26 protein-coding genes are annotated in these 23,291 nt (G+C 44.2%); 15 read left to right on the forward strand and 11 right to left on the reverse strand.

Going from position 1 to position 23,291, the window contains the following annotated elements:
- Positions 1-142: 142 nt before the first annotated feature.
- From uvrA to IM792_RS16345, 3 genes are all read right to left on the reverse strand, one after another.
- The gene (gene uvrA / locus IM792_RS16335; RefSeq protein WP_194102970.1) at positions 143-2,989 is read right to left on the reverse strand and encodes an excinuclease ABC subunit UvrA; all 2,847 of its coding nucleotides are present in this window, start codon (positions 2,987-2,989) and stop codon (positions 143-145) included.
- 196 nt (positions 2,990-3,185) lie between these two features.
- Complete coding sequence (locus tag IM792_RS16340) at positions 3,186-3,734, reverse strand: hypothetical protein (protein ID WP_194102971.1); 549 nt, start codon at positions 3,732-3,734, stop codon at positions 3,186-3,188.
- A gap of 123 nt (positions 3,735-3,857) precedes the next feature.
- On the reverse strand, positions 3,858-5,528 hold the full coding sequence (locus IM792_RS16345; protein ID WP_347343821.1) for an ABC transporter substrate-binding protein: 1,671 nt from the start codon (positions 5,526-5,528) through the stop codon (positions 3,858-3,860).
- A gap of 138 nt (positions 5,529-5,666) precedes the next feature.
- On the opposite strand from IM792_RS16345, the gene IM792_RS16350 reads away from it, so the two are divergent.
- Together IM792_RS16350 and IM792_RS16355 are read left to right on the forward strand one after the other, a co-directional pair.
- Entirely contained in the window at positions 5,667-6,149 is a 483-nt protein-coding gene (locus IM792_RS16350; protein WP_194102972.1) for a hypothetical protein, read from the forward strand.
- Positions 6,150-6,277: 128 nt separating this feature from the next.
- Positions 6,278-7,009: a lysophospholipid acyltransferase family protein gene (locus tag IM792_RS16355; RefSeq protein ID WP_194102973.1), complete on the forward strand. Its 732-nt coding sequence runs from the start codon at positions 6,278-6,280 to the stop codon at positions 7,007-7,009.
- Positions 7,010-7,068: 59 nt separating this feature from the next.
- On the opposite strand, the gene IM792_RS16360 is transcribed toward IM792_RS16355, so the two are convergent.
- Positions 7,069-7,806, reverse strand: a complete 738-nt coding sequence (locus IM792_RS16360) for a LytTR family DNA-binding domain-containing protein (RefSeq protein ID WP_194102974.1) — start codon at positions 7,804-7,806, stop codon at positions 7,069-7,071.
- 153 nt (positions 7,807-7,959) lie between these two features.
- Here IM792_RS16360 and IM792_RS16365 point away from each other — a divergent pair, with 153 nt between their 5' ends.
- Positions 7,960-8,241: a hypothetical protein gene (locus tag IM792_RS16365; RefSeq protein ID WP_194102975.1), complete on the forward strand. Its 282-nt coding sequence runs from the start codon at positions 7,960-7,962 to the stop codon at positions 8,239-8,241.
- Positions 8,242-8,279: 38 nt separating this feature from the next.
- Here IM792_RS16365 and IM792_RS16370 read toward each other — a convergent pair whose 3' ends face one another.
- Complete coding sequence (locus tag IM792_RS16370; protein WP_194102976.1) at positions 8,280-9,293, reverse strand: sensor histidine kinase; 1,014 nt, start codon at positions 9,291-9,293, stop codon at positions 8,280-8,282.
- Positions 9,294-9,536: 243 nt separating this feature from the next.
- On the opposite strand from IM792_RS16370, the gene IM792_RS16375 reads away from it, so the two are divergent.
- From IM792_RS16375 to IM792_RS16425, 11 genes are all read left to right on the forward strand, one after another.
- Positions 9,537-9,749: a hypothetical protein gene (locus IM792_RS16375; RefSeq protein WP_194102977.1), complete on the forward strand. Its 213-nt coding sequence runs from the start codon at positions 9,537-9,539 to the stop codon at positions 9,747-9,749.
- Positions 9,743-10,642, forward strand: a complete 900-nt coding sequence (locus IM792_RS16380) for an ABC transporter ATP-binding protein (protein WP_194102978.1) — start codon at positions 9,743-9,745, stop codon at positions 10,640-10,642. The genes IM792_RS16375 and IM792_RS16380 overlap by 7 nt, the downstream gene beginning before the upstream one ends.
- Positions 10,643-10,660: 18 nt before the next feature.
- Positions 10,661-11,464 (forward strand): ABC transporter permease, encoded by an 804-nt coding sequence (locus IM792_RS16385; protein WP_194102979.1) that lies wholly within the window; start codon positions 10,661-10,663, stop codon positions 11,462-11,464.
- A 242-nt stretch (positions 11,465-11,706) separates the two neighbouring features.
- Positions 11,707-12,291, forward strand: a complete 585-nt coding sequence (locus tag IM792_RS16390) for a sigma-70 family RNA polymerase sigma factor (protein ID WP_194102980.1) — start codon at positions 11,707-11,709, stop codon at positions 12,289-12,291.
- A 61-nt stretch (positions 12,292-12,352) separates the two neighbouring features.
- Positions 12,353-13,858 carry an NAD(P)H-hydrate dehydratase gene (locus tag IM792_RS16395; protein ID WP_194102981.1) on the forward strand — a complete coding sequence of 502 codons (1,506 nt, stop codon included), beginning with the start codon at positions 12,353-12,355 and terminating at the stop codon, positions 13,856-13,858.
- A 209-nt stretch (positions 13,859-14,067) separates the two neighbouring features.
- Positions 14,068-14,574 carry a MarR family transcriptional regulator gene (locus IM792_RS16400; protein WP_194102982.1) on the forward strand — a complete coding sequence of 169 codons (507 nt, stop codon included), beginning with the start codon at positions 14,068-14,070 and terminating at the stop codon, positions 14,572-14,574.
- A 71-nt stretch (positions 14,575-14,645) separates the two neighbouring features.
- A complete protein-coding gene (locus IM792_RS16405) occupies positions 14,646-15,032 on the forward strand; it encodes a hypothetical protein (RefSeq protein ID WP_194102983.1) in 387 nt (128 codons plus the stop codon).
- Positions 15,033-15,066: 34 nt separating this feature from the next.
- On the forward strand, positions 15,067-15,876 hold the full coding sequence (locus IM792_RS16410) for a DUF393 domain-containing protein (protein WP_194102984.1): 810 nt from the start codon (positions 15,067-15,069) through the stop codon (positions 15,874-15,876).
- Between the two features lie 12 nt (positions 15,877-15,888).
- Complete coding sequence (locus IM792_RS16415; RefSeq protein WP_194102985.1) at positions 15,889-16,803, forward strand: TIGR01777 family oxidoreductase; 915 nt, start codon at positions 15,889-15,891, stop codon at positions 16,801-16,803.
- 25 nt (positions 16,804-16,828) lie between these two features.
- Positions 16,829-17,794, forward strand: coding sequence for a hypothetical protein (locus tag IM792_RS16420; protein WP_194102986.1), 966 nt, complete (start codon positions 16,829-16,831; stop codon positions 17,792-17,794).
- An 18-nt stretch (positions 17,795-17,812) separates the two neighbouring features.
- Positions 17,813-18,325: a hypothetical protein gene (locus IM792_RS16425; RefSeq protein ID WP_194102987.1), complete on the forward strand. Its 513-nt coding sequence runs from the start codon at positions 17,813-17,815 to the stop codon at positions 18,323-18,325.
- Here IM792_RS16425 and IM792_RS16430 read toward each other — a convergent pair.
- Genes IM792_RS16430 through lipA form a run of 3 tightly spaced genes read right to left on the reverse strand, consistent with a single transcriptional unit; the run spans position 18,322 to position 20,614 of the window.
- Positions 18,322-19,155 carry an anti-sigma factor gene (locus tag IM792_RS16430; protein WP_194102988.1) on the reverse strand — a complete coding sequence of 278 codons (834 nt, stop codon included), beginning with the start codon at positions 19,153-19,155 and terminating at the stop codon, positions 18,322-18,324. The two genes, IM792_RS16425 and IM792_RS16430, sit on opposite strands and share 4 nt — an antisense overlap.
- Positions 19,156-19,163: 8 nt before the next feature.
- The gene (locus IM792_RS16435; protein ID WP_194102989.1) at positions 19,164-19,712 is read right to left on the reverse strand and encodes a sigma-70 family RNA polymerase sigma factor; all 549 of its coding nucleotides are present in this window, start codon (positions 19,710-19,712) and stop codon (positions 19,164-19,166) included.
- A 23-nt stretch (positions 19,713-19,735) separates the two neighbouring features.
- A complete protein-coding gene (lipA, locus tag IM792_RS16440) occupies positions 19,736-20,614 on the reverse strand; it encodes a lipoyl synthase (RefSeq protein ID WP_194102990.1) in 879 nt (292 codons plus the stop codon).
- 113 nt (positions 20,615-20,727) lie between these two features.
- Between lipA and IM792_RS16445 the strand changes: the two genes are divergently transcribed.
- A complete protein-coding gene (locus IM792_RS16445) occupies positions 20,728-21,129 on the forward strand; it encodes an OsmC family protein (protein ID WP_194102991.1) in 402 nt (133 codons plus the stop codon).
- Positions 21,130-21,333: 204 nt separating this feature from the next.
- Here the strand turns inward: IM792_RS16445 and ytxJ are convergent, their stop codons facing one another.
- From ytxJ to IM792_RS16460, 3 genes are all read right to left on the reverse strand, one after another.
- Positions 21,334-21,663 (reverse strand): bacillithiol system redox-active protein YtxJ, encoded by a 330-nt coding sequence (gene ytxJ, locus IM792_RS16450; protein ID WP_194102992.1) that lies wholly within the window; start codon positions 21,661-21,663, stop codon positions 21,334-21,336.
- A gap of 238 nt (positions 21,664-21,901) precedes the next feature.
- On the reverse strand, positions 21,902-22,399 hold the full coding sequence (gene ribH, locus IM792_RS16455) for a 6,7-dimethyl-8-ribityllumazine synthase (protein WP_194102993.1): 498 nt from the start codon (positions 22,397-22,399) through the stop codon (positions 21,902-21,904).
- Between the two features lie 103 nt (positions 22,400-22,502).
- Positions 22,503-23,177 (reverse strand): tetratricopeptide repeat protein, encoded by a 675-nt coding sequence (locus IM792_RS16460; protein ID WP_194102994.1) that lies wholly within the window; start codon positions 23,175-23,177, stop codon positions 22,503-22,505.
- Positions 23,178-23,291: the final 114 nt, after the last annotated feature.

The raw sequence follows: 23,291 nt of genomic DNA on the forward strand, positions 1-23,291 counted from the left end.
AAATTTCATCAAAATTTCATCTTGGGTTCAGAACCCGCCTCCCGAATGGATTTGGATGCTTATTTGCCTGAGTAGCAAGCATGGAGTAGTACGTATTAAACGTTATTTAGTTGCAATATTATATAGAATAATAGTATTTATTTTATTTGATACCCATTTCCTTTTTCAGGAAGCGGCCGGTAAAGCTTTCCTTAACCTTACACAAACCTTCGGGCGTGCCCGAGAATAGTATTTTACCGCCGCCTGATCCGCCTTCTGGCCCAAGATCTATCACGTGGTCAACCACCTTAATTACATCCAGGTTGTGCTCTATCACTAAAACGGTATTGCCTTTATCAACCAATTGGTAAAGTACACCCAGCAGCACGTTGATATCCTCAAAGTGTAAACCGGTGGTAGGCTCATCCAGTATATAAAAGGTATTGCCTGTATCTTTCTTTGAAAGCTCTGTAGCCAGTTTTACGCGCTGTGCCTCGCCCCCCGATAAGGTAGTTGACGATTGCCCCAGGGTGATATAGCCCAAACCCACATCAAACAATGTTTTTACCTTACGGTGGATAGACGGGATATGCTCAAAAAAGGTAGTAGCATCCTCAATGCTCATATCCAATACATCGCTTATAGATTTGCCGCGGTAGCGTACCTCCAGCGTTTCGCGGTTATAGCGTTTGCCGCCGCACTCCTCGCAAGGTACCTGCACATCGGGTAAAAAGTTCATCTCTATCACCTTCATGCCCGCGCCCTGGCAGGTTTCGCAACGGCCGCCCTTTACGTTGAACGAGAAGCGACCCGGCTTGTAGCCACGTATCTTGGCCTCGGGCAATTGTACATAAAGGTTGCGTATATCCGAAAATACGCCGGTATACGTTGATGGATTTGAACGTGGTGTACGGCCGATAGGGGTTTGATCTATCTCGATCACCTTATCAATATGTTCGAGCCCTTCAATGCTGCCGTACGGCAAGGGTTGCTTTTTAGCGCGGAAGAAATGATGGTTGAGTATAGGATACAGTGTTTCGGCTATCAAGCTTGATTTACCACTGCCCGATACTCCGGTAATACCGATCAGCTTACCCAGCGGAAACTCCACCGATACATTTTTAAGGTTATGGCCGGTAGCTTTTTTAAGCGCCAGTTTTTTGCCGTTACCTTCCCTGCGTTTTTTGGGGATAGCTATTTCGCGCTCGCCATTAATGTATGATGTGGTGAGCGTATGCTCGGCCATTAATTGCTGCGGAGTGCCTTGCGCTACCACCTGGCCTCCATGTACACCGGCTGCCGGGCCCATGTCTATCACGTGGTCGGCTTCCAATATCATGTCCTTATCGTGCTCAACCACCAATACGGTATTGCCCAGGTCGCGCAGGTTTTTGAGGGCATTTATCAAGCGCTCATTATCGCGCTGATGCAGGCCGATGCTTGGTTCATCCAGAATGTACATTACATTCATCAGCTGCGAACCTATCTGCGTAGCCAGCCTGATGCGCTGCGCCTCACCACCCGAAAGGGTTTTGGCCGTACGATCCAAAGTTAAATAGCTCAAACCTACATCCAGCAAAAAGCCGATGCGGGCGCGTATCTCTTTCAGTATCTCGCGGGCAATAACATTCTGGCGTTCGCTCAGCCTGTCCTCAATGCCATCAAACCAGCTTTGCAGGTTGTTGATATCCATGCAGGCCAGTTCAAATATATTCTTCTCGTCTATCTTAAAATGCAGCGATTCCTTTTTTAGCCTCGCGCCATCACAGGTAGGGCAGGTGCGCAGCACACGATAGTTTTCCATATCGTCCAGATCGTCATCACCACGGCGTTCCTGTTGCTCCTCCAGCATCTTAACAATACCATCAAAGTTGATGGAGTAGTTTTGCACGTTCCATTTATTGTACTCAACGGCTACGTTTATTTTTTCTTCGGTACCGTTTAATATAATATCCAGCTTGTCGCGCTCAAGTTTTTCGATAGGCGTGGTGAGCGAAAACTCAAACTTTTTGGCCAGCGCTTTCAGCACCTGGAATATCCATGTTTCGCGGTACTCGCCCAATGGGGCAAGGCCGCCGTTTTGTATGCTGAGTTTTGGGTTGGGTATGACAGATTTTTCATCCACCTCAAAAATATAACCCAGGCCGTTACACTTTTCGCAAGCCCCATAAGGCGAGTTGAACGAAAAGGTGTTTGGCTGCGGCTCATCATACGATATACCCGACACCGGGTCCATCAAATATTTACTGAAATAGGCTACGTTGTTATCCTTATCGGCAATACGGATGATACCTTTGGCCAGCTTAAGCGCCGCCTGTACCGAACTGTACAAACGCTTGCTGTCCTTTTCGCTGATCACAAGGCGATCAACAATAATATCGATATCGTGTATTTTGTAACGGTCAACCTGCATTTTGGGGCTAACGTCCATAATGGCGCCATCCACCCAAACCTTAAGGTAACCTTGCTTGCGTATCTGCTCAAACAGTTCGCGGTAGTGGCCTTTACGACCTTTTACCGCCGGAGCCATGATGTTTACCGGCTGCCCATCAAACTTTTCGCTGATGGTTCGCAGTATCTGATCCTCACTCATGCGCTCCATTTTTTCGCCGGTAGAGTAGGAGTAGGCTTCGCCGGCGCGGGCGAACAAGAGGCGCATAAAATCGTAGATCTCGGTAATGGTACCTACTGTTGACCGCGGATTTTTGCTGGTAGTTTTTTGCTCAATGGCAATTACCGGACTAAGGCCCGATACCTTATCAACATCAGGCCGTTCCATACCGCCCATAAACTGGCGCGAGTAGGCCGAAAATGTTTCCATATAGCGGCGCTGGCCCTCAGCATAAATGGTATCAAACGCCAACGACGATTTGCCGCTGCCGCTTAGCCCCGTTACCACCACCAATTTATTGCGCGGAAACGAAATATCAATATTTTTGAGGTTATGCACCCGTGCGCCATAAACTTCTACTTCGCTTTGTTCGCCCAGGTCAACAGTTTTTTCAGTCATACAGTATATTGAACAATATTAACCGCATACATACAGCTTGGTTTGCCGCGATCTGTTTTGCTAAAATTTTTTGCAAATATAAGTAAAAAGCCTGTGGTTTAATAAGGTGGTAATACACGCTAATGTATAAGTTGAAAAAATTAATTATGGTTGACGATAAAGGTGGAAAACAATAGAGGAATAGAAATTCGGGTAGTTAATCATTAAAAGCCTTTGGTTTTTTGGTCATAAAATTGTTCTCCTTATTAACCTGTTTAAAGTGAGTAAAATATTTTTTTTGATTTCCATCTTGATATTCAAGTAAAATCTCAATTCTCATGATTGTTTCAGGTAACACTAACATGTCGTTTCTTTCATTGCCTGTTACTTCTTCAAATTCCTGGTAAGCTGCATTTAGTGTCTTTGTCTCATTGCTGATTATTGATTCTAATTCATTGAGCTTATCAATACGCAAAAAGTAGGGTTGTGCGTTTTTGAAGTATATTTTGGGATAGAATGCTGTCTTTTCTGAATTGTTCCGGATAATAATTTTGATGTTCCAAGTTAGTTCAAAAATCATTATTGCATTTCTCATTTCAATAACGCCATCGATAGGTACATTTTTATTACTTGGGCCTATTGGAGAGCTCGATGTGTTATCTTTAAATATTTCTACTGTTAATTTAGGAGAGGATTTTTCTTTGAAGAAATAGTAAACAGGTATAGCAGCTAAGACTATACCTACAATGGCAAATAATGTTTCCATATAATTTGATTAAGTATTCAAATATATGTCTCCTTTTTTTTGTTGTAACTATCTAATTATTAACATTTTAATATGGGTGCAAATATCACGTGGCAATATTTGTATATAGTGTTGAAAATTTAGCTAATTCCCTTTCCTCACCCTTTTCAACACCAGTAAATTTTGCGCGTTCTTAGCGTAGCCGCTTATGTTGTTTTGATACAGGTTCACCAGCTTATCGTAATACAATACCACCACCGGCGATTGGCTCATTACCAGGTTATCCATTTTGCGGTACAGGGCATAGCGTGCCGAATCGTTATTTACCCGGTAGGTTTGCTCAAAAAGCCTGTCGAACTGTTTGTTGTTAAAGCCGGTATAGTTGGGGCCAAAGGGTATCTTGTTTTTTGAGTAAAATACCGACAGGTAATTCTCCCCGTCCGGGTAATCAGCTATCCACGATCCACGAAAAAAGTTAACCCCGTTTTTGGCGATCAGTTCGCGCAGGCTGGCGCCCTGGGTAACTTCAACACGGGTTTTAATGTTCACACGGTCCAGCTCGCCTTGTATGTATTCTATCAGGTCGCGGTAAGTGGTGGTGGTGTTCAGCACAATTTCGGGCAGGTTATGGCCATTAGGGAAACCGGCCTCGGCCAATAAGCGGCGGGCCTTTTCAGGATTATAGCTATAACCCGCAACCTGCTTACCATCAAACCCCGGCATACCTTGCGGAATAAAACCCGCGTAACCCGGCGTACCTATGCTGTTGCGCAGGTACTTGATCATTTTTTGCTTATCAATGGCGTAGTTAATGGCTTGCCGTATCTTCAGCATTTTTAATGGCGATCGGCGTACAATGGCAATGTTGGTATCGATCAGTATACCCAAATATTCGGTATTTAAATACGGCCTGATGTTCATTACAAACTTGCCCCGGTACTTGCTGGTTAACTTGCCTGCCTTGGTGAGTATATCATCGCGATAGCTGCCATCAATGCCGTTAAAAAAATCCAGATCGCCCTTAATAAATTCCATAAAGGCGGTTTGCTTATCGCTGATAAAGCCGGCCTTTACCGCATCCAGATGGGGCAGGGGCTGGCCGTTGTTATCTTTTTCCCAATAATGCTCGTTCTTTAACAGCACCAATACCTCGCGCTCCTTCCAGTACTTAAATTTAAAAGGGCCGGTACCTATAGGGTGACTACGAAAATCCTTGCCATAATGCTCAACCACCTCGTGCGGCACTACCGAACAATACTGCGCCGTAAGCAAACTCAGCAGCGGGGGGAAGGGTTGTTTTAGCCTGATGATAAATGTGCTATCATTTTGGGCGATGAATGCCTGCTTGCCATCTACCTTATCACTAAATATCCACGAGCCTGATGAGGCTACCTTCGGGTCTATCAACCGGCCAAAACTGTAAGCAAAATCCGCAGCCACACACCTGCGCCCCTTGCCTTGCGGAAACAATGGGTCGTTATGAAAAAATACATTGTTACGTAAATGGAAGGTGTATTGCAGGCCATCGGTACTAATATCCCAAGTTTTGGCAATGCAGGGTACGCTTTTCAGGCTATCATTTATTTGTACCAGGCCGTTGTATAGCTGGTTGTCCATCCACAGGGCGTTCTGGTTACGGGCAAAAGCCGGGTCGAGCGAGGTGAGGCCATCCTCCAGGTTGATGTTAAAAACCGTGCGGTTGCCGGTGCCGTTACCATTGCCGCAGCCCGCCATCACCAGCAGGCAAAAAAGCCCGAAACAAGTTTTAAACAGGCATTTGGCTATAGGGTTATTATGTATAATATTGCGACGCATTTTTAGCAACGGGTAATTAAACCTTTAATATAGGGCTTAATCCAAAACAAAGCGGCAGCAAAAAAGCAGCGGCTCACAAAAACTGTCAACCTTTTGACAAAACTTATGTTATACACAACAAATAATAAAACTGAAGTCATGAAAAAGCTATTTCAATACACCTTAGCTATCTTAGCCCTTACCATAGTGCTCTCGGCCTGTTCGGGCGCACGCAGTACTACATCATCACACGTTCCGCGCGATAGGTTTGTTAATACCTGGGTATGTAACACCGTAACTTACGAGGGCGGTTTACTATCAAACGCCGTACAATCAGCATTTGACCAGGCGCCACCAAGCGCGTTTGTAGGCAGCGTATGGAAACTGACCAACAGCGGTAACGGTATGTATACCCTGAGCAACGGTACATCGCAATCCATCTTCTGGTCGGCTTACGAAGGCCCGAATGGTACGCAGTTCCAGTTCAAAAAGATATACGAGGGCGACAAGGCCAAAAACGTAGCCGAAGGTTATCGCCTGGATGTTGGCGCGGCCGATAAAGAAACCCTTGTACTAAAAACCCCTGTGCCGATTGGCGCGCAAATGGGTTACGTGGTATACTCATTCAGCAAGCAAAAGTAATTGAACCTGAATATATATGAGAAGGGCAGGGCCATTGGCTCTGCCTTTTTTGTGCTTGATTTTGCCCTTGCGGATAATTGAACAGAGGCTGAACATTTACAGGCTTTTATTAACTTTGTCATCCCATTATGAGAAAGTTTTTAGGATACATCCTTTCGCCATTTGCTATTGTCGCGTTTTTTTTGGTGCTGGTTATTTTTCAGCCCATACAGTGGATAAGTTACCGTGCCTTTGGCTACTCGGCGCATAAACGCTCGGTTGACGCGCTTAACTTTTGTTTGTTAAGTACTTACTATATCCTGTTCAATTCGGTTAAGTTTATCAACAAGCAAAATTTGCCGCAAGGCAGGCCGATGATCATTATGGCTAATCACCAGAGTTTGATCGATATACCGCCGATGATCTACTTTTTCAGGAAGTACCATGCCAAGTTTATCTCGAAGATTGAGCTGGCTAAGGGCATACCATCCATATCATATAACCTGCGTGTGGGTGGCGGGGCTAACATTGATCGTAAAGATCCTCGCCAATCCATTATGGAACTGGTTAAGCTGGGTACACGCATGAAGGAGCAGGGATGGTCGGCCATGATATTCCCCGAGGGCACCCGCTCAAAGGATGGCAAGGTAAAAACCTTTCAATCGGCAGGTATTGCCACACTGCTTAAAAAATGCCCTAACGCGTTACTGGTTCCGGTGGCTATCAATAAATCGTGGGAGATGGTACGTTATGGCTTGTTCCCGCTAAATACCTTTACCCCCATGACCTGGGAAGTACTCGAACCCATTGAACCCGGCACCGCCCCAATAGATGAGCTGGTAAAACTGGCCGAGGAGCGGATAAGGGAAAAAGTAGGCTAAGCCCCCAGCCCCTAAAGGGGAGTTATAAAATAAAGTTCCCCTTTAGGGGTTAGGGGCAGTTACACATTCTTCCCGTCAATAATCCTGAAAAAGTCGTCGCGGTAGGTATCTCCTACGGGGATGATCTTGTCGCCTATGAAGATGCGGCTGCGCTCGATGCTGTCGATCTTATCCAGCGATACGATGTATGAGCGATGCACGCGTATAAAATGCTTTTCGGGCAGGGCATCTTCCATCTTCTTCATGTTTTGCAGGGTGATGATGCGCTCGTTAGTGGTGAATATGGATATATAATCCTTCAACCCTTCAATAAACAAAATATCGTGCAGGTAAAGCTTCTGTATCTTATGCTCGGTTTTTACAAAGATAAAGTCGCTTAAAAAATCGGGTTGCTGTTGTGCCGGTGCTGCGGCCGGTGCGGGGGTATTAGCGGCTGCTGTGGGGTTTATTATACCCTGCACCTTTTGCACTGCCTTATAAAAACGATCGAACGCTATGGGTTTTAGCAGGTAATCAACCACATCAAGTTCATAACCCTCCAGGGCATATTGCGGGTAGGCGGTGGTTAGTATGACCTTGGCTTTGCCGTTGGCTATCTTTAAAAACTGAATGCCGGTAAGCTCGGGCATCTGCACATCTAAAAATACCAGATCGGCCTCGCCGCCTTGTACCAACGTGAGCGCCTCAATAGGATTAGTGGTAGCCTTTACCAATTGTAAAAAAGGCATTTTGGCAATATAATCCTCAAGTATATTCAAAGCCAAAGGCTCATCATCAACAACCAGGCACCGTATCATTGTATAAGTATATTTTTAAAAACAGTAATTAATATGATGATGCTTGTTTATGTGCCATCATCAGCCATAATATCAAAAAAAGAAACCACCAGCAAAACAAGTTAATAAAATTCAACGTTAGCTTTATAATATTAACCAAACATTTAGCTACCCATGAAAAAACTTAGTGCAGCTATTGTTGCTATTGCATTTGCCTGCGTTTTTCAAAATGCCTCGGCACAAACCGCTCCGGCTAAAAAAACCGATACGGTTGGTTCGTCGGCTACTACAACTACTACAACTACTACAACTACTACCACTAACCCGGTGCAGCCTGCCTCTACGCCCGATTGGCTCAAGAGCGATGCCGATAAAAAGAAGGATAACTCCACCTTTTTAGCTACACCGGCCGCAAGCGATACCGCCAAAACCAAGCAAAAGCAGAAACGAAAATAATTCCGCCCAAAGCCGTTTACATCAAACGGCTTTTTTTGTTAAAGAACGAGTTTTAAGTTACATACATAGCAGGCATCAGTATCATCAATATCCAGCGTGTATTTTTTAGGATATAATAGATTAAGCCTGCGCTGCACGTTATTTAAACCGATACCGCCCGAAGCATCACGGTTATTATTATGTTTTTTATTTTCGATATGGAAATCGAGCACGCCGTTCTCCACCGATAAATTCATGCGTATAGGCGTTTCCGGATCATTGGCTACACCGTGTTTAAAGGCATTTTCAATAAATGATATTAACAGCAGCGGCGCAATGCGCTGGGTGCTTACATCGCCCTTAACCTCAAACTCCACAAATGCCTTGTAGCCAAAACGTATCTTTTGCAGGTCGATGTAGTTTTGCAGGTAATGTATCTCCTTTTCCAGGTCAACCTTGTTGTCATTACTTTCATACAACATATAACGCATAATTTCCGACAGCTTAAGGATTGCCTCGGGCGTGGTTTCTGACCGTTGATAGGCCAGCGAGTAGATGCTGTTAAGGGAATTGAACAAAAAATGCGGATTAACCTGCGATTTCAAAAAGGATAGTTCGGCCGTAAGGCGCTGGTTTTCCAAATCGCGCTGAATGCGCTCGTTCAAAAACCAATCCGTCGAGAATTTGAGTACAATGCTGAGGAATACAAATATTAAACTGGTAAAAAACGCGCTCAGGTAGTATGATGCAAAGCTGATCATTTCGCCTTTATGTTTTACAAGTGCGTATTCCTTATACACATAGGCTAAGCCATACTTAATAAAACCATAGACTAATATTACTGATAGGGCGATGATGATGTAGGTGCCATACCGCTTTTTATCTAAAAAACGGGGGATGAGCAACAGGTAATTAATGTAAAACAAGCTGATATTAACCAGGCCGAACAGCACGAACAAAACAAACAATGCCTCTACAGACATTTTGCTGTTGGTTTTAGCTATAAAAAAGAAGAAGGATATTAAACATATCCACACAAACACATGCCAGAAAAATTGCCACTGTTTCTTCATCCCTTATATCGCGCTGCTCAATGTTTTAAATTATTTATTCTGCCTTCTAAAGTAATGTTTTGGCGGCTTTATTTGGGTGGGTATTATATATAGGGTGTAGTTTTTTCGATGAACTGGCTTTTTTCTTCGACGAACGGGTTTGCAGCCCGGCGTGGGCGTTTATCTATAAATACAACCTGTTGGTCTAATACTTTTTAGAGGCTTGATTTTTTACTATTTCTTTGTTTCATCAAATCAATCGCAATGAAAAAGTTAATCAAATACTCAAACCCTTTTGTAATGCTACTGGTACCGGTAATGTTCGCCCTGGTGATGGGTGTTGCTTACCAGTTTACTCAGCAGCAACAAAATATTAAAGGAGCCAGCGCTAAAGCTAAACAAGCTACCTCGTTATTTTACAAAGGTGTAAACCTTTTTAAAACAGTGTGCGGTATTAGCCAGGAAAACGTATGGTAATCAATACCGAGGGACTAACCTTTAATTTTGGCGACCAAAAGGTTGTCAATTCCCTGTCACTACAAGTTCCGCAAGGAAGCATATATGGTTTTTTAGGGCCAAACGGCGCCGGTAAAACAACCACCATTAAATTGCTGCTCAATCTGCTAAAAACGGATGAAGGCAGCATTTCTGTTTTTGGGAAAGATCTGAACCGTAACCGTATCGAGATACTTTCAAAAATAGGCTCGCTGATAGAGCAACCCGCTATTTACCTGCACCTAACCGGTCGCGAAAATTTGGTTAACCGTGTGGGCTTGCTGCAACTGCCCGCCAGCCGGGTTGATGAAATGTTGGAGCTGGTACAGCTTAAACAAGCTGCCAATAAAAAAGCAGGCCAATACTCGCTGGGTATGAAACAACGCCTGGGTATTGCCCTGGCCTTGTTAAGCGACCCGGAGTTGCTGATACTGGACGAACCCACCAACGGCCTCGACCCAAATGGTATTATTGAGATACGCGAATTGCTGATAAACCTTACCCGTAAGCACGGTAAAACAGTGTTTATCAGCAGCCACCTACTGTCGGAAATTGAACGTATGGCTACCCATGTGGGCATTATAAATAACGGCAGCATGTTGTTTCAGGGTAGTATTAACGAGCTGGAAGCACTGAACCAGGCATTGTTACTGATTGAGATTGACAATACAGTTGATGCCGCCAATTTGCTAAAGCGCCATCATTATGAGGTTGCGCAGGTTACCGAAACGTTGGTTGGTTTGCCTTATGTATCAAAACAGGAAAGCGGCGATATTAATACCTTGCTGATCAACAACGGTTATACGGTTTACAGCATCGGTAAACAACAGCAGGATCTCGAAACCCTATTTCTATCTATCACCCAAAAAGCTTAAGGCCATACCTCTACCCCAATGAAAGCATTTTTACTCTCCCTGCGCTCCGAATTTTACAAGACCCGCAAAACGCTGGCCTTTTGGTGCGCCATACTGCTGCCCCTGCTTATTTGCCTGTTAATGACCATCGGTTTTTTAACCAATGCCAATAACATGACCAGTTGGTCGGGCGAGTTATTGTGGATTCGCTATGTAGGTGGCGTGCTTAATATTATGGGAGTATTATTGTTGCCCATGTTTGTGGTTTTTACAGCTTATTCGGTCAATAATATTGAGCACAAGGCCGATACCTGGAAAATGCTGTTCAGCCTGCCGTTACCCAAATTCGCGGTGTATGCGGCAAAATACGTTTATGCCTTGTTACTTATACTTGTCAGCCTGATATTGTTTGTGGTATTCACTATCGGCTTTGCCAATTTATTATCGGCAATAAAGCCGGGCTTAAGGTTTAACGAGTACCATATGGAGTTTACGCTGGTACAGGTATACTTCAAGCTTTTACTTTCGGCATTGGGTATGCTGTCGTTACAGTTTTTGTTCAGCCTGTTGTGGAAGGATTTTTTGAAGCCGATGGGTATCGGCTTTGTGGGTACCATATCGGGCGTTATCATGGCATCAGTAGGTTGGAAACATGCCTACCTGTTCCCTTACTCGCACCCCATGCTGGCGCTTACCACCATGATGCCCCGCACCAAATCTGCCGGGGCGGGGAAGCAGTTGGTAATCAATATTCTTACTGATGATGTTTATGTGAGCCTTGCCGTAGCCGTAGTGGTATTTTTTGCCGGGTATTTTATTTTGCTAAAGCGAAGCATTAAATAACCATATCATCACTTTTTGCCTGATTATCGTTATCTTCAGGCCGGCAATATTATTTCGGAAAAAAACTTGTTGCCCGAATTAAACGTATCTAAGTGTAGATGGTCAAACAAATAAATTTGCATTTTATTGTTTAATTTGTTTTATTTGACTTAACGTTTGTATAACCCCTAAAGCAAAGATTTATAGAATAGACTTTACTAAACAACATTTTAAGTAAACTTAATTAAGTAGTAAGGTTTTCTATGGATTTAAAATTGCAAAGTGATCAGGATCTAATCCATCTTTATATTTCGGGCGATGAAGGGGGGCTTGTAGAGCTTATCCGCCGGTATCAAACCAAAATATATACTTCTATTTATTTGCTTGTTAAAGACGAATACCTCGCCGAAGATATTTTTCAGGATACATTTATAAAAGTAATTAACACTTTAAAAGCCGGAAAATATAACGAGGAAGGTAAGTTTTTACCATGGGTAACCCGTATTGCGCATAATTTGGTTATTGACCACTTTCGCCGTGAAAAGCGTGCGCCTATGGTTAGCAATGGCGACGACTTTGATATATTCGAGGTGCTTGGTAACTACGATGAAAGTACCGAGGATCGCATGGTGCGCGAGCAAACCCACAAGGATTTAAAAACATTGATACAGCTGCTGCCATCAGAGCAGAAAGAGGTGTTAATTATGCGCCACTTTGGTGATATGAGCTTTAAAGAGATAGCCGATATTACCGATGTAAGCATTAATACCGCCCTTGGCCGTATGCGTTATGCCCTTAATAACCTGCGTAAAATGATGCAGGCTAAGGAGATGAGCATTAAAAACTAAGCGCAAAAATATTTTCGATAAGCCCGAAAAACAAAGGCAGCATGTTATAAATTAGTATAATATGCTGCCTTTACTCATTTCATCCCAGGTGCGCGAAGCTGATGCCTGGACCATCAAAAACGAACCCATATCATCCATCAACCTGATGGAGCGTGCCTCAAAGGCATTTGTGGGCTGGTTCATCAATCATTTTCCGGAACGGAACGAGCGTGTAAGCGTTTACTGCGGCACCGGCAACAACGGCGGCGATGGTTTGGCTATTGCCCGTATGCTGCATCAGCATAAATACCAGCATGTAAGTGTTAAGGTAATAAGGTTCAGCGAACGGTCGACAACTGATTTTGATGCTAACCTGCAACGTTTGCAGGATTGCGGTATCAATATCATCACCCTAAATAAAGGCGATGCGCCACCTGCCGAGGATAGCAGCATAATTATAGATGCCTTATTAGGCAGCGGTTTAAATAAACCATTGGAAGGCGATTACAAAACTTTGGTAGATCATCTGAATGGTCTTGAAAAAACCGTGGTAGCGGTTGATGTACCTACTGGTTTTTTTGCTGATGGCGAAGTGCCGCAGGATGCCACCGTTTTACATGCCGACCTGGTGATTACCTTTCAGCAAGCCAAGATCAATTTTTTGTTGCCCGAATCAAAAAACTATATAGCCTGCTGGGAGTCCGTTAACATTGGCATCAGCGAGGAGTATACCCATTCGCTTAACTCGGCCTATCAATATATAGAAGAAAAAGATATACGGAAAATATTGAAGCACCGTACACGGTTTAGTAATAAAGGCACCTACGGACACGCGCTTATTATAGCAGGCGAAGCACGAACAATGGGCGCGGCATTACTATCATCTGCCGGTGCGGCCTATGCCGGTGCCGGGCTTACCACGGCCTGTATACCGGGTAGCGGCTTAACGGCTTTGAATAGCTACTTGCCGGAGTTAATGGCCATTATTCGTGATGGTGATACCTTACCGAAAATTGACTGGGATAAGTTTAGTTCTATAGCCTTCGGGCCGGGATTGGGAACGGATGAAAAAGCGCTTGAGCTGTTCGCTTACGTACTCGCCAACTATAAAAAGCCTATGGTGATTGATGCGGATGGGCTCAACCTGCTGGCTAATAATTCTACTTTGTGGCAGGCTATTCCGGCGGGTAGTATACTTACCCCGCACGTGAAGGAGTTTGATCGCTTGTTCGGCACACACACCAACTGGTGGGCACGCCTGCAAACGGCAAAGCAACAGGCCGCTGAGCGTAACCTCTACATCGTACTAAAAAATGATTACACTATAACTGCAACGCCGGAGGGTAAGCTCTACTTTAATTCGAGCAGTAACGCGGCTATGGCTACAGGAGGTATGGGCGATGTGCTTACGGGTATATTGGCATCGCTGCTTGCGCAGGGTTATACGCCGCAGCAGGCATGTATTGCCGGCGTATATATACATGGTAAAGCGGGTGATGAACTGGCCCTGCCCAACCGCATGAATGTGGTATTACCAGGCAAACTGGCACAGCAACTGCCGGTTACTATGGCAAAGTTGATGGCATAAAAAAAGCGGCAGGGAGTATGCAGCCGCTTTTCTCTTTAAACTATTAACTGACCTTATAAAGAACAAAATACTCTCTTTATTATCTATAAGACGTGTCGACATTGAATACGTTACAGCTATGTGGCGTTTTTTTGAAAATAAATGCGATCATTGAATAAATAAATTTTCAATAATTTTTGAAAGTTTGAAAATATGTATACATTTGTTGTATGGAATTGGTTGAGGCAAGGCAAAAGTTCATTGAAACCTGGGGTAAGCTGGGATCTGAGTGGGGTATAAACCGCACTATGGCCCAGGTACATGCTTTGCTGCTGATATCGCACGAGGCACTTACTACCGAGGAGGTTATGGAAGCCCTGAGCATATCGCGCGGTAATGCCAACATGACCCTGCGCGACCTGATCAGCTGGGGATTGGTAGAAAAGCAACATAAGCCCGGCGAACGTAAGGAATACTTTTTTGCCGAAAAGGATGCCTGGACCATAGCCAAACAAGTAGCCCAGGAACGCAAAAAGCGCGAGCTTGATCCGCTGTTGAAAGTTTTGAACGAGCTATCAGAAGTTAAAGGAAACGAGAAAGATCCGGCTTATAAAACTTTTAAAACATCCGTTAAGGGTATCAACAAACTATCGGCAAACGTTAACAAAACTTTAGAAACCATGATAAAGGCTGAAGAAAACTGGTTTTGGGGTTCTATCCTTAAAATATTTAAGTAAAAAAATTTGTCTATATATTTCATTAGTTACTGAAAATTCAAAACTTATCAATAAATAAAATATCAATTATCATGAACTACTTTATTATAACCTACGCGTTTTATCTGGCTGTAAGCATTGCTGTTACCATTTGGGTAGCAAAGGTATTATTCAATAACGGTCGTGTTTTTTTGGTGGATATATTTTATGGCAACACCGAGCTGGCCGATTCAGTGAACAAGCTATTGGTGGTAGGCTTTTACCTGGTTAACATAGGCTACATGGTACTGGCTTTAAAGGAAACCGGTAACATAGGCAACACACAAGTAGTGGTAGAGGTGCTAAGCTACAAGATTGGTCGCATTATACTTATACTGGGCGGTATGCACTTTATAAACCTGGGCATATTTTTTAAGATGCGCAACAGGGCCAATCGTGCCAAGGTGCTGATGGAGCGCTATAAACCATTTGACGAATAATTACTACTGATCTACCCTTAAAATCATCACGAATATGAAAACGTTGCATAACCATATTATTTTGTACGATGCCGAATGCCCTATGTGCAACCTGTACACCAGGGCGTTTGTAAACACAGGCATGCTTGATGGCACCGGCCGCACCGCTTACCAGGAAGCTCCTGAAATGCTTTGTCCGCTGATTGACCGTAAGCGCGCCGTTAACGAGATAGCGCTGGTAAATACCCAGACCGGCGAGGTTGAATACGGCATTGCCAGTTTGTTTAAGGTTATCGGCAATTCATTCCCGGTGTTTAAGGGGTTGTTCAATTTTAAACCCTTTGTGTGGATAGCGGCTAAATGTTACGCCTTTATATCATACAACCGCAGGGTTATTGTGCCGGGCAATCAATATAATTATGGTATACAACCAACATTTAAACTCAGATGGAGGCTGACCTACCTGTTGTTTACATGGATGGTTGTAGGCGCCATACTCACACAATATGCAGGGTTGTTAGTACCCATGATCACTGCCGGTAACAGCTGGCGCGAGTATTTGATATGCGGCGGACAAATACTGTTTCAAGGCCTGATAGTAAGCCTGTACGCTGCCGACAAAAGGTGGGATTATCTGGGTAACATGATGACCATTTCTTTCGCCGGAGCCTTGTTGCTGCTGCCGGTGGTAATACTGGCGCAATTCATAATCATACCTGCACTAATAGGTACACTCTATTTCATGCTGATAGCAGGGCTGATGTTTTTAGAGCATATCCACCGTACCAAATTGCTTAAATTGGGTTGGTTGCTAACTGCAACGTGGATGCTGTACAGGCTGGCTGTGTTAATGATCATCATTTAAAACTGAAGCGTTATGAAATACAATAAGGTGATACTTGCAGGTGGTAGCGGTTATTTAGGCATAGTGCTGGCCGCGCACTTTAGCAAACTGGCTAAACAGGTGGTAATATTTACCCGCAACCCCAAACCAGCCAATGGTAACATCACAATGGTTTATTGGGATGGCCGCACCATGGGCGATTGGGCAACCCACCTGGAAGATAGTGATGTGCTGATAAACCTTACCGGCAAGAGCGTGAACTGCCGCTATAACGAAAAAAATAAGGCCGAAATATTCGCCTCACGCCTTAATGCTACCCGTGTATTGGGCGAGGCTTTAATGTTGACTACTAACAAGCCAAAGGTGTGGTTCAACGCGGCATCAGCTACCATATACCGGCATGCCGAGGATCGCCCGCAGGATGAATACAATGGCGAGGTTGGCAGTGGCTTTTCAATAGAGGTTTGCAAGCAATGGGAGCAAGCCTTTGCCGATCAGCAAGTACCGGGTGTACGCAAAATAGTACTGCGTATAAGCGTAGTGCTTGGGAGTAACGGCGGAGTGGCCAGCTATTACCTTAATTTGGCACGTTTCGGCCTGGGCAGTATACAGGGCAATGGCAAGCAATATTTCAGCTGGGTGCACGAGGATGATATAACCGGCAGTATCGACTTTTTGCTGGATAATCCGCACCTGGATGGAGCCTTTAACATAGCATCGCCCAAGCCCATACAAAACCAAGAATTGATGGCTGTGATACGCAAAGCGGTTGGCGCTCCATTCGGTATGCCAGCCACCAAATGGATGCTGGAAATAGGCACATGGCTGCTACGCACCGAAACCGAACTGATACTGAAAAGTCGCTGGGTTTTACCTACCCGGTTAACCGAAGCAGGCTACACCTTTAAAGTTCCGGATATTAAACAAGCCATTGAAAAAAGTATTTAACACCTAAACCTTATCACATATTATTATGATGTCTGAAACCCTTAAACGCCTGTTACTGATCGTTGGATTACCAACGTTATTTGCCTTGCTATCCTACGCTGTATTCAGAACTGATAGCCTCAATGGCTTATTTACCATCATGTCTATCAGTTTTATTTTGTTGGTTCCATTTGGTATCGGGGTGCTTACCATTTATTTCTCGAATATTGAAAAGGTAAAAAGCCTGTCGTACCGGCTGATGATGCCCTGGGCTGTAATTATGGTGTTCTTTTTTATAACGATGCTGTTTGGCTTTGAGGGTTGGGCATGTTGGTTAATGATAATGCCGGTATTTTTTGGAGCGGCAAGCTTGGGCGGCTGGGTGGCCGGGCGTACAAGATTACGCAAGCACAAAAACGAGCGTTTGCAAATATCGCTGCTTGTACTGCTGCCTTTCTTTATCTCGCCTGTTGAGCGTTACATTGGCGATCATCCCTCAATTTATAAAGCCTACACCTATATAGATATTGATGCCGATAAAGCCAACATCTGGAATAATGTAACCCGTGTTAGGGGCATATCATCAACCGAAGATAAGGGCTGGCTCACAGAAACCCTCGGCTTTCCGCGCCCGTTGCGTGCCGAACTGAATTACAATGGCGTGGGCGGTTATCGTAAAGCCATATTTGATAAGGGACTGATATTTCATGAACAGGTAACCAACTATACCGATCAAAAATTTATGCGCTTTACCATTCAGGCCAACCCGCACGAGATACCCTCAACAACCATGGATGAACACGTAGTAATAGGCGGCGAATACTTTGACGTGATCGACGGGACTTACGAGCTGGAGAAGTTGAACAGCAAAACCTACCGCTTGCACCTGTACAGCCACTTTAAATTAACCACCACCTTTAACTTTTACGCCGGCCTTTGGGCCGACTGGATAATGAAAGACATACAGAACAAAATCCTCCAGGTAATTAAGCAACGGGCGGAGAATATTTAAACCTTATCACATATCATCATGAAAACTCCACAACAACAAGCATTAACACGTATCCGTATTTGTATGGTCGTTATTATTGGCGGACTGTTTATCAGCGGGGCTACGGCTTTCCCTTTAGAAACGGAACTGGGCTGGTTAGCGGCTAATATGCAGGCCTTGCCTTTGCCGCTGCAACATTGGCTAAGCAATATTTACAATGCCTTGCGCAATACTAATCAGCAATACCCCTACCTGGCTTACGGTACTGATTGGCTGGCCTTTGCGCATCTGGTGTTGGCTGTGCTGTTCATCGGGCCGTACAGGCATCCGGTAAAAAATTTATGGGTGGTGCAATTTGGTATGGTGGCAAGTGTGGCCATATTTCCGCTGGCATTTATAGCGGGCGGCATCAGGGGTGTACCTTTGTTTTGGCAGATTATTGATTGCTCTTTTGGCGTTATCTGTATGCTGCCATTAAGCATCGCCTACAAAAACATTAAAAAACTGAGGGAGTATTACGCCAATAAGGGAATTACCGTAGCGGAAATTTAAATGGCGCTCATCACCATCATGGCATCCATGGTAGGGTTAACGCTGCCGCCGCGGGGTTCAAGCGTTACGGCAAAGGCTTGCGGTTGCTCAACGGTCTTCATTTCTTTCATGCCTGATGTATCGCTCTTGCTTTCGGCATCAAACACACCCAGGTCAACCGGTTTGCCGGCAACAATAGCCCACAACTGGTATTGGTGTTGCTGATCGTTAGCGGGCAGTTTCATATCAGCCATGTCGATCATCACCTTGCCTTTGGTTTGGCTCCAGGCCACGGTAAGGCCCGATGCAGGTGATTTTGGAGTGCCTTTCAACTTTACAAAACGGAATGAAGGATCGCGAAATATGCTGATCTGCTCATCCATTAAATTGACCTGATTGGCAAAGTGTTGATTTTGGTTTCGCAACGATGATATTATTTCGTTTGATTGTTGCAGCCTGCTATATAAACCAACCAGGGCAACGCCGCTTACCAGTAATAAAAACACACTGGCGGCAAAGCCATATTTGTAAAAGTTTACTGTGCGCTGGGTATTTATCGGCACAACCTTATGGTCATCGTCCGTATGGGTGCGGGCCTTACTGAAAGTACGGTCATCGCCAAGGTTAACCAGCAGGCTGTTTAAAACGCGGTCGTATTCTTTTTCAGATGGTTCAATGGCTTGGGCAAGGGCATAGCTTTCCATGGCTACTTCAATGGCATCCAGTTCGGCTTTCACCTCCGGATGTTTTAAAGCGGCTTCTTCTACCTGTTGCTTTTCAGTCGGACTTACATCGCCCAAAACGTAAAGTTCAAGTATTCCAGATTCAATATATGCTCTTATATCTTCCAATTTTTTTATTAAAAATGTTTCCGGAGCTGTTGAATGGCCATTCTTAATCTTGTTTTCACTGTACCCAGCGGCAGGTCAAGTTCGTCTGCCACCTCAACATGGGTGTACCCTTTAAAATATACCAGATCCAGTATTGATTTTTGTTCAGGCTTCAGTGTTTGTACAAGATCCTTTAAACCCAGTAATTCAGGTTTATAAACCGTGTTCCTTTGCTCGTCAATAAAAGTTACGTTATTTTCAAGCCCTTGGTTTTTAGTTTGATTCCTAAAATCTTTAGATCGTACCTTATCAATAGACAGATTTCTCGCAATATTCACCATCCATGTGAATAAACGCCCCTTCTCGGCACTATAGCCTGAGAAAGATTGCCATATTTTTATGAAGGCTTCCTGAAGTACGTCCTCTGCCGAAGGTTCATCATTAATGATGCGCAGAATAACACCGTACAACGATGCGGAATACATGCTGTACAAAGCCTCTGCCGCCACTTTTTCACGCTGGCGCAGTCCTCTAACTAATTCTTCCTCAGTCAGTGTTATTTTTGACCTTCTACTCACTGGCTACAAGGTAAAAATAATTATTAAAAATCAAAAAGATGTTTTTCAGCATGATATGATGAACGAACTAACGGTCCGCTCTCTACATACTTGAAACCCATTTCAAGGCCTTTTTGTTTGTAGAAGTTAAATTGATCGGGATGAATCCAGTCAACCACCGGGTGGTGATTGCGTGTAGGCTGCAAATATTGGCCTAATGTAAGTATGTGTACACCGGCATCAAGCAAGTCGGCCATGGCTTCCAAAACGTCGGCCTCGGTTTCGCCCAAACCCAGCATAATGCCCGATTTGGTACGCAAGCCGGCTTCAGATATGCGGCGCAAACAATCCAAACTACGATCGTACTTGGCTTGTATACGTACCTCGCGGGTAAGCCTGCGTACAGTTTCCAAATTGTGCGATACTACTTCGGGCCTTACCTCTAACACACGGGCAAGGTTATCCCAGTTGCCTTTAAAATCAGGCAATAAAGTTTCCAGTGTAGTTTCAGGGCTTTCTCTGCGGATAGCGTTGATGGTTTCGGCCCAGATGATTGAACCGCCGTCTTTCAGGTCGTCACGGTCAACTGAGGTAATAACGCAGTGTTTAACCTGCATTAATTTCACCGAGTTGGCCACACGGTTCGGCTCGTCAAGGTCAACAGCCAGCGGCCTGCCGGTTGCTACCGCGCAAAACGAGCACGAGCGGGTACAAATGTTACCCAATATCATGAAGGTTGCCGTACCTGCGCCCCAGCACTCGCCCATGTTAGGGCAATTACCACTCTCACATATAGTATGCAGCTTATGCGTATCAACCAAGCTGCGCACCTGTGCATACTCTTTACCAACAGGGAGCCTCACTCTTAACCAATCGGGTTTACGCTGTACTTGTGTGGCTGGAATTACCGGCAAATCAATCATAACAACAAAAGTAAGTAAAAACCATTTAACGCCCTACAGCGCCAAATAATATATTACAGTGGATTGATAAAGGGAGTGTTTGGTTTAGCAATGGTTTTATCTAATTTAGCCTCATGGCAACAATTGAAACAACATACCTGGGCGGTTTGCGCACTGAGGCTACCCACCTGCAATCGGGCACAAAAATTATTACCGACGCGCCTGTTGATAATAACGGCAAGGGCGAAGCTTTTTCGCCAACCGACCTGCTGGCTGCATCATTAGGCAGCTGCATGATGACCATTATGGGCATTGCCGCCAATACCAACGGTATTGATATCGACAATACAAAATGCTCCATAACCAAAATTATGGCTGCCAACCCGCGCCGTGTGGCCGAGGTGGTAGTAAACTTTAAGTTCCCGAAACAGTATACCGACAAGGAACAGAAAATACTGGAACATGCCGCCCTTACCTGCCCCGTACACATAAGCCTTGGCGAAGATGTTAAGAAGACGGTGGATTTTGGGTGGTAGTTGAGGAGTCCGCAAGTCCGGGAAGTCGGAAAGTCCGAAAGACGGATAAGTTTGTGAAATTGGAAAGACGGATGGGATGATCTGTATCTGATATTAAACAAGAAAAGCGGCTTAATGGCCGCTTTTCTTATTATGTTATAGAATTATATATCGCTTTAAAAAACTTCCGGACTTTCCGACTTCTCCGTCTTCCGGACTAAAAATCTACTCCACCATCGTCAACGCCTCGTCTACCGAGATGCCGCCGTGGGATTGATCGAGTATACATTCGCCGCTTTTAATAAGCAGCATTTGTGGCGATTCATGATGTACGTGAAAATCAGATGCTATCTGGTTTGACAGGTCGCGGTGCTTGATCAGGTCTAAAAAATACAACGAAATTTCATCAGGCAGATCATCCCACTCCAACTCAAAACGTTTTTTAGCCATCATGCTGATAGAGCAGCGGGTGCTATGCTTAAAAATAATGCTATACCCCGGGTGCTGCTTTATTTCATTTATTTGATCTGCCGACTCCAGCGCTATCCACTTCATTGCAAAAAATCCTTTTTATGTTATTTATACTGATACAAAATTACAGTAAAGGCCTGTAAATGTTTGCCTACAGTATTAAATATGACATTTTGCTGTTAACGGCCACGCTTAGGGTAAGAGCCATACGCAGGGCAAAGCTTGTTTGAGCATGAAGCAAATGTGCTCATGGCCAAGGCAACCAAAGCTATGTATACTAACTTTTTCATATAAGTAATTAACGTTTATAACCTGATAAAGTTTAAGCCTGCAACGTTTTTGCCATATCGGCCATTTTAATGGCTGTAATGGCGCCTTCGTCGCCCTTATTGCCGTGTTTGCCACCAGCGCGGTCAATAGCCTGCTGTTGGTTGTCGGTAGTAAGTACACCAAATATAACAGGTTTTGAGTATTTTATAGCAACATTACTTACACCATTTGCAACTGCATCGCAAATAAAATCAAAATGGCGTGTTTCGCCTTGTATAACACAACCCAGGCAAATTACGGCATCAAGGTGCGGTTTATTCTTCAACAGCAGGTCCGCGCCCGATGTTAGCTCGAAGCTGCCGGGTACGCTGTAGCTGAATATATTTTCGGGCAGTGCGCCATTGTTTACCAGGCTTTGGTAGGCACCTTCGTACAGGGCATTGGTGATCTCGGCATTCCATTCGGCCACTACAATGCCAAAGGTATATGGGGCCGCGTTAGGTATTTCGGTCGCCGAAAAATCGGACAGATTTTTTAGTTGTGTAGCCATTTCAAGTTTTGTTAAATTTAAAAAGGCTGCAATGTTGAAATGCAATAACTCATTTTTCAACATTGCAACCTTTATTATTGCAACCTCATTATTTAAGGTGTTATTAGTTTCCCTCTACGCGGGCAATGTAAGCGTCAATGTTTTGTGCTTCACCGCTTGTAGGGTAATCTGTTTTAATTTTGTTGTAAGCGTCGGCCGCTGATTTTTTATCGTTAGTAGCCTCGTAAACCAAACCTAATTTTTTAAGGTACAATGGCGATAAAAAGCTGTTTGATGCCTTATCAACCGCTTTGTTATAATAGTTTGCGGCATCCTCATATTTCTTTTGCTCAACATAAGCATCGCCAATACCCCCTAAAGCTTCGGCAGCAACCATGTAATCGTCGCCACGGTAGTTGTTAAGGTTTTCAATAGCCTTGCCAAAATCGCCTTTGTTAAGGTAAGCTATACCCAGGTAATAATAAGCCAGGTTGGCAGCCTTAGTGTTGCTGTATTCTGATATGATTTTCTCAAAACCAGGGTAGCCGGCATCACCTTTTATGGCTTTGTCCCACTCTTTTTGTTGCCAAAATTCCTGAGCTACGTGCATCTGGTCGGCAGCTTTTACCTCACGCGGACCTGAGTACGCTTTAAGGTAAATAAAGTATATGGCTATCAGCACTACAACGGCCGCAGCTATAAATAATAAGCTTTTTCTGTTCTCGTTCACAAAACTCCCTGTCTTTTTTACCGGTTTATCTTCGTTCACAATTTTGGTATTTGCCTGGGTTGTCGACATTTTTATTCAAAAAATTAAGATTGCAAAAATACAGTTTTCAAAGTTTTTATCAACATCTTTTAACTTAAATAATTATGCCACGATTTTTGTTACCACAATGCCCCAACCATCGGC

The sequence above is a fragment of the Mucilaginibacter sp. JRF genome, from assembly GCF_015223065.1.
Taxonomy (GTDB): domain Bacteria; phylum Bacteroidota; class Bacteroidia; order Sphingobacteriales; family Sphingobacteriaceae; genus Mucilaginibacter.

Bases quoted from the DNA above. Each gene is read 5' to 3' on its own strand.
- uvrA (WP_194102970.1), bottom strand. From the start codon at position 2,989: ATGACTGAAAAAACTGTTGACCTGGGCGAACAAAGCGAAGTAGAAGTT.
- IM792_RS16340 (WP_194102971.1), bottom strand. From the start codon at position 3,734: ATGGAAACATTATTTGCCATTGTAGGTATAGTCTTAGCTGCTATACCT.
- IM792_RS16345 (WP_347343821.1), bottom strand. From the start codon at position 5,528: ATGCGTCGCAATATTATACATAATAACCCTATAGCCAAATGCCTGTTT.
- IM792_RS16350 (WP_194102972.1), top strand. From the start codon at position 5,667: ATGAAAAAGCTATTTCAATACACCTTAGCTATCTTAGCCCTTACCATA.
- IM792_RS16355 (WP_194102973.1), top strand. From the start codon at position 6,278: ATGAGAAAGTTTTTAGGATACATCCTTTCGCCATTTGCTATTGTCGCG.
- IM792_RS16360 (WP_194102974.1), bottom strand. From the start codon at position 7,806: ATGATACGGTGCCTGGTTGTTGATGATGAGCCTTTGGCTTTGAATATA.
- IM792_RS16365 (WP_194102975.1), top strand. From the start codon at position 7,960: ATGAAAAAACTTAGTGCAGCTATTGTTGCTATTGCATTTGCCTGCGTT.
- IM792_RS16370 (WP_194102976.1), bottom strand. From the start codon at position 9,293: ATGAAGAAACAGTGGCAATTTTTCTGGCATGTGTTTGTGTGGATATGT.
- IM792_RS16375 (WP_194102977.1), top strand. From the start codon at position 9,537: ATGAAAAAGTTAATCAAATACTCAAACCCTTTTGTAATGCTACTGGTA.
- IM792_RS16380 (WP_194102978.1), top strand. From the start codon at position 9,743: ATGGTAATCAATACCGAGGGACTAACCTTTAATTTTGGCGACCAAAAG.
- IM792_RS16385 (WP_194102979.1), top strand. From the start codon at position 10,661: ATGAAAGCATTTTTACTCTCCCTGCGCTCCGAATTTTACAAGACCCGC.
- IM792_RS16390 (WP_194102980.1), top strand. From the start codon at position 11,707: ATGGATTTAAAATTGCAAAGTGATCAGGATCTAATCCATCTTTATATT.
- IM792_RS16395 (WP_194102981.1), top strand. From the start codon at position 12,353: ATGCTGCCTTTACTCATTTCATCCCAGGTGCGCGAAGCTGATGCCTGG.
- IM792_RS16400 (WP_194102982.1), top strand. From the start codon at position 14,068: ATGGAATTGGTTGAGGCAAGGCAAAAGTTCATTGAAACCTGGGGTAAG.
- IM792_RS16405 (WP_194102983.1), top strand. From the start codon at position 14,646: ATGAACTACTTTATTATAACCTACGCGTTTTATCTGGCTGTAAGCATT.
- IM792_RS16410 (WP_194102984.1), top strand. From the start codon at position 15,067: ATGAAAACGTTGCATAACCATATTATTTTGTACGATGCCGAATGCCCT.
- IM792_RS16415 (WP_194102985.1), top strand. From the start codon at position 15,889: ATGAAATACAATAAGGTGATACTTGCAGGTGGTAGCGGTTATTTAGGC.
- IM792_RS16420 (WP_194102986.1), top strand. From the start codon at position 16,829: ATGATGTCTGAAACCCTTAAACGCCTGTTACTGATCGTTGGATTACCA.
- IM792_RS16425 (WP_194102987.1), top strand. From the start codon at position 17,813: ATGAAAACTCCACAACAACAAGCATTAACACGTATCCGTATTTGTATG.
- lipA (WP_194102990.1), bottom strand. From the start codon at position 20,614: ATGATTGATTTGCCGGTAATTCCAGCCACACAAGTACAGCGTAAACCC.
- IM792_RS16445 (WP_194102991.1), top strand. From the start codon at position 20,728: ATGGCAACAATTGAAACAACATACCTGGGCGGTTTGCGCACTGAGGCT.
- ytxJ (WP_194102992.1), bottom strand. From the start codon at position 21,663: ATGAAGTGGATAGCGCTGGAGTCGGCAGATCAAATAAATGAAATAAAG.
- ribH (WP_194102993.1), bottom strand. From the start codon at position 22,399: ATGGCTACACAACTAAAAAATCTGTCCGATTTTTCGGCGACCGAAATA.
- IM792_RS16460 (WP_194102994.1), bottom strand. From the start codon at position 23,177: ATGTCGACAACCCAGGCAAATACCAAAATTGTGAACGAAGATAAACCG.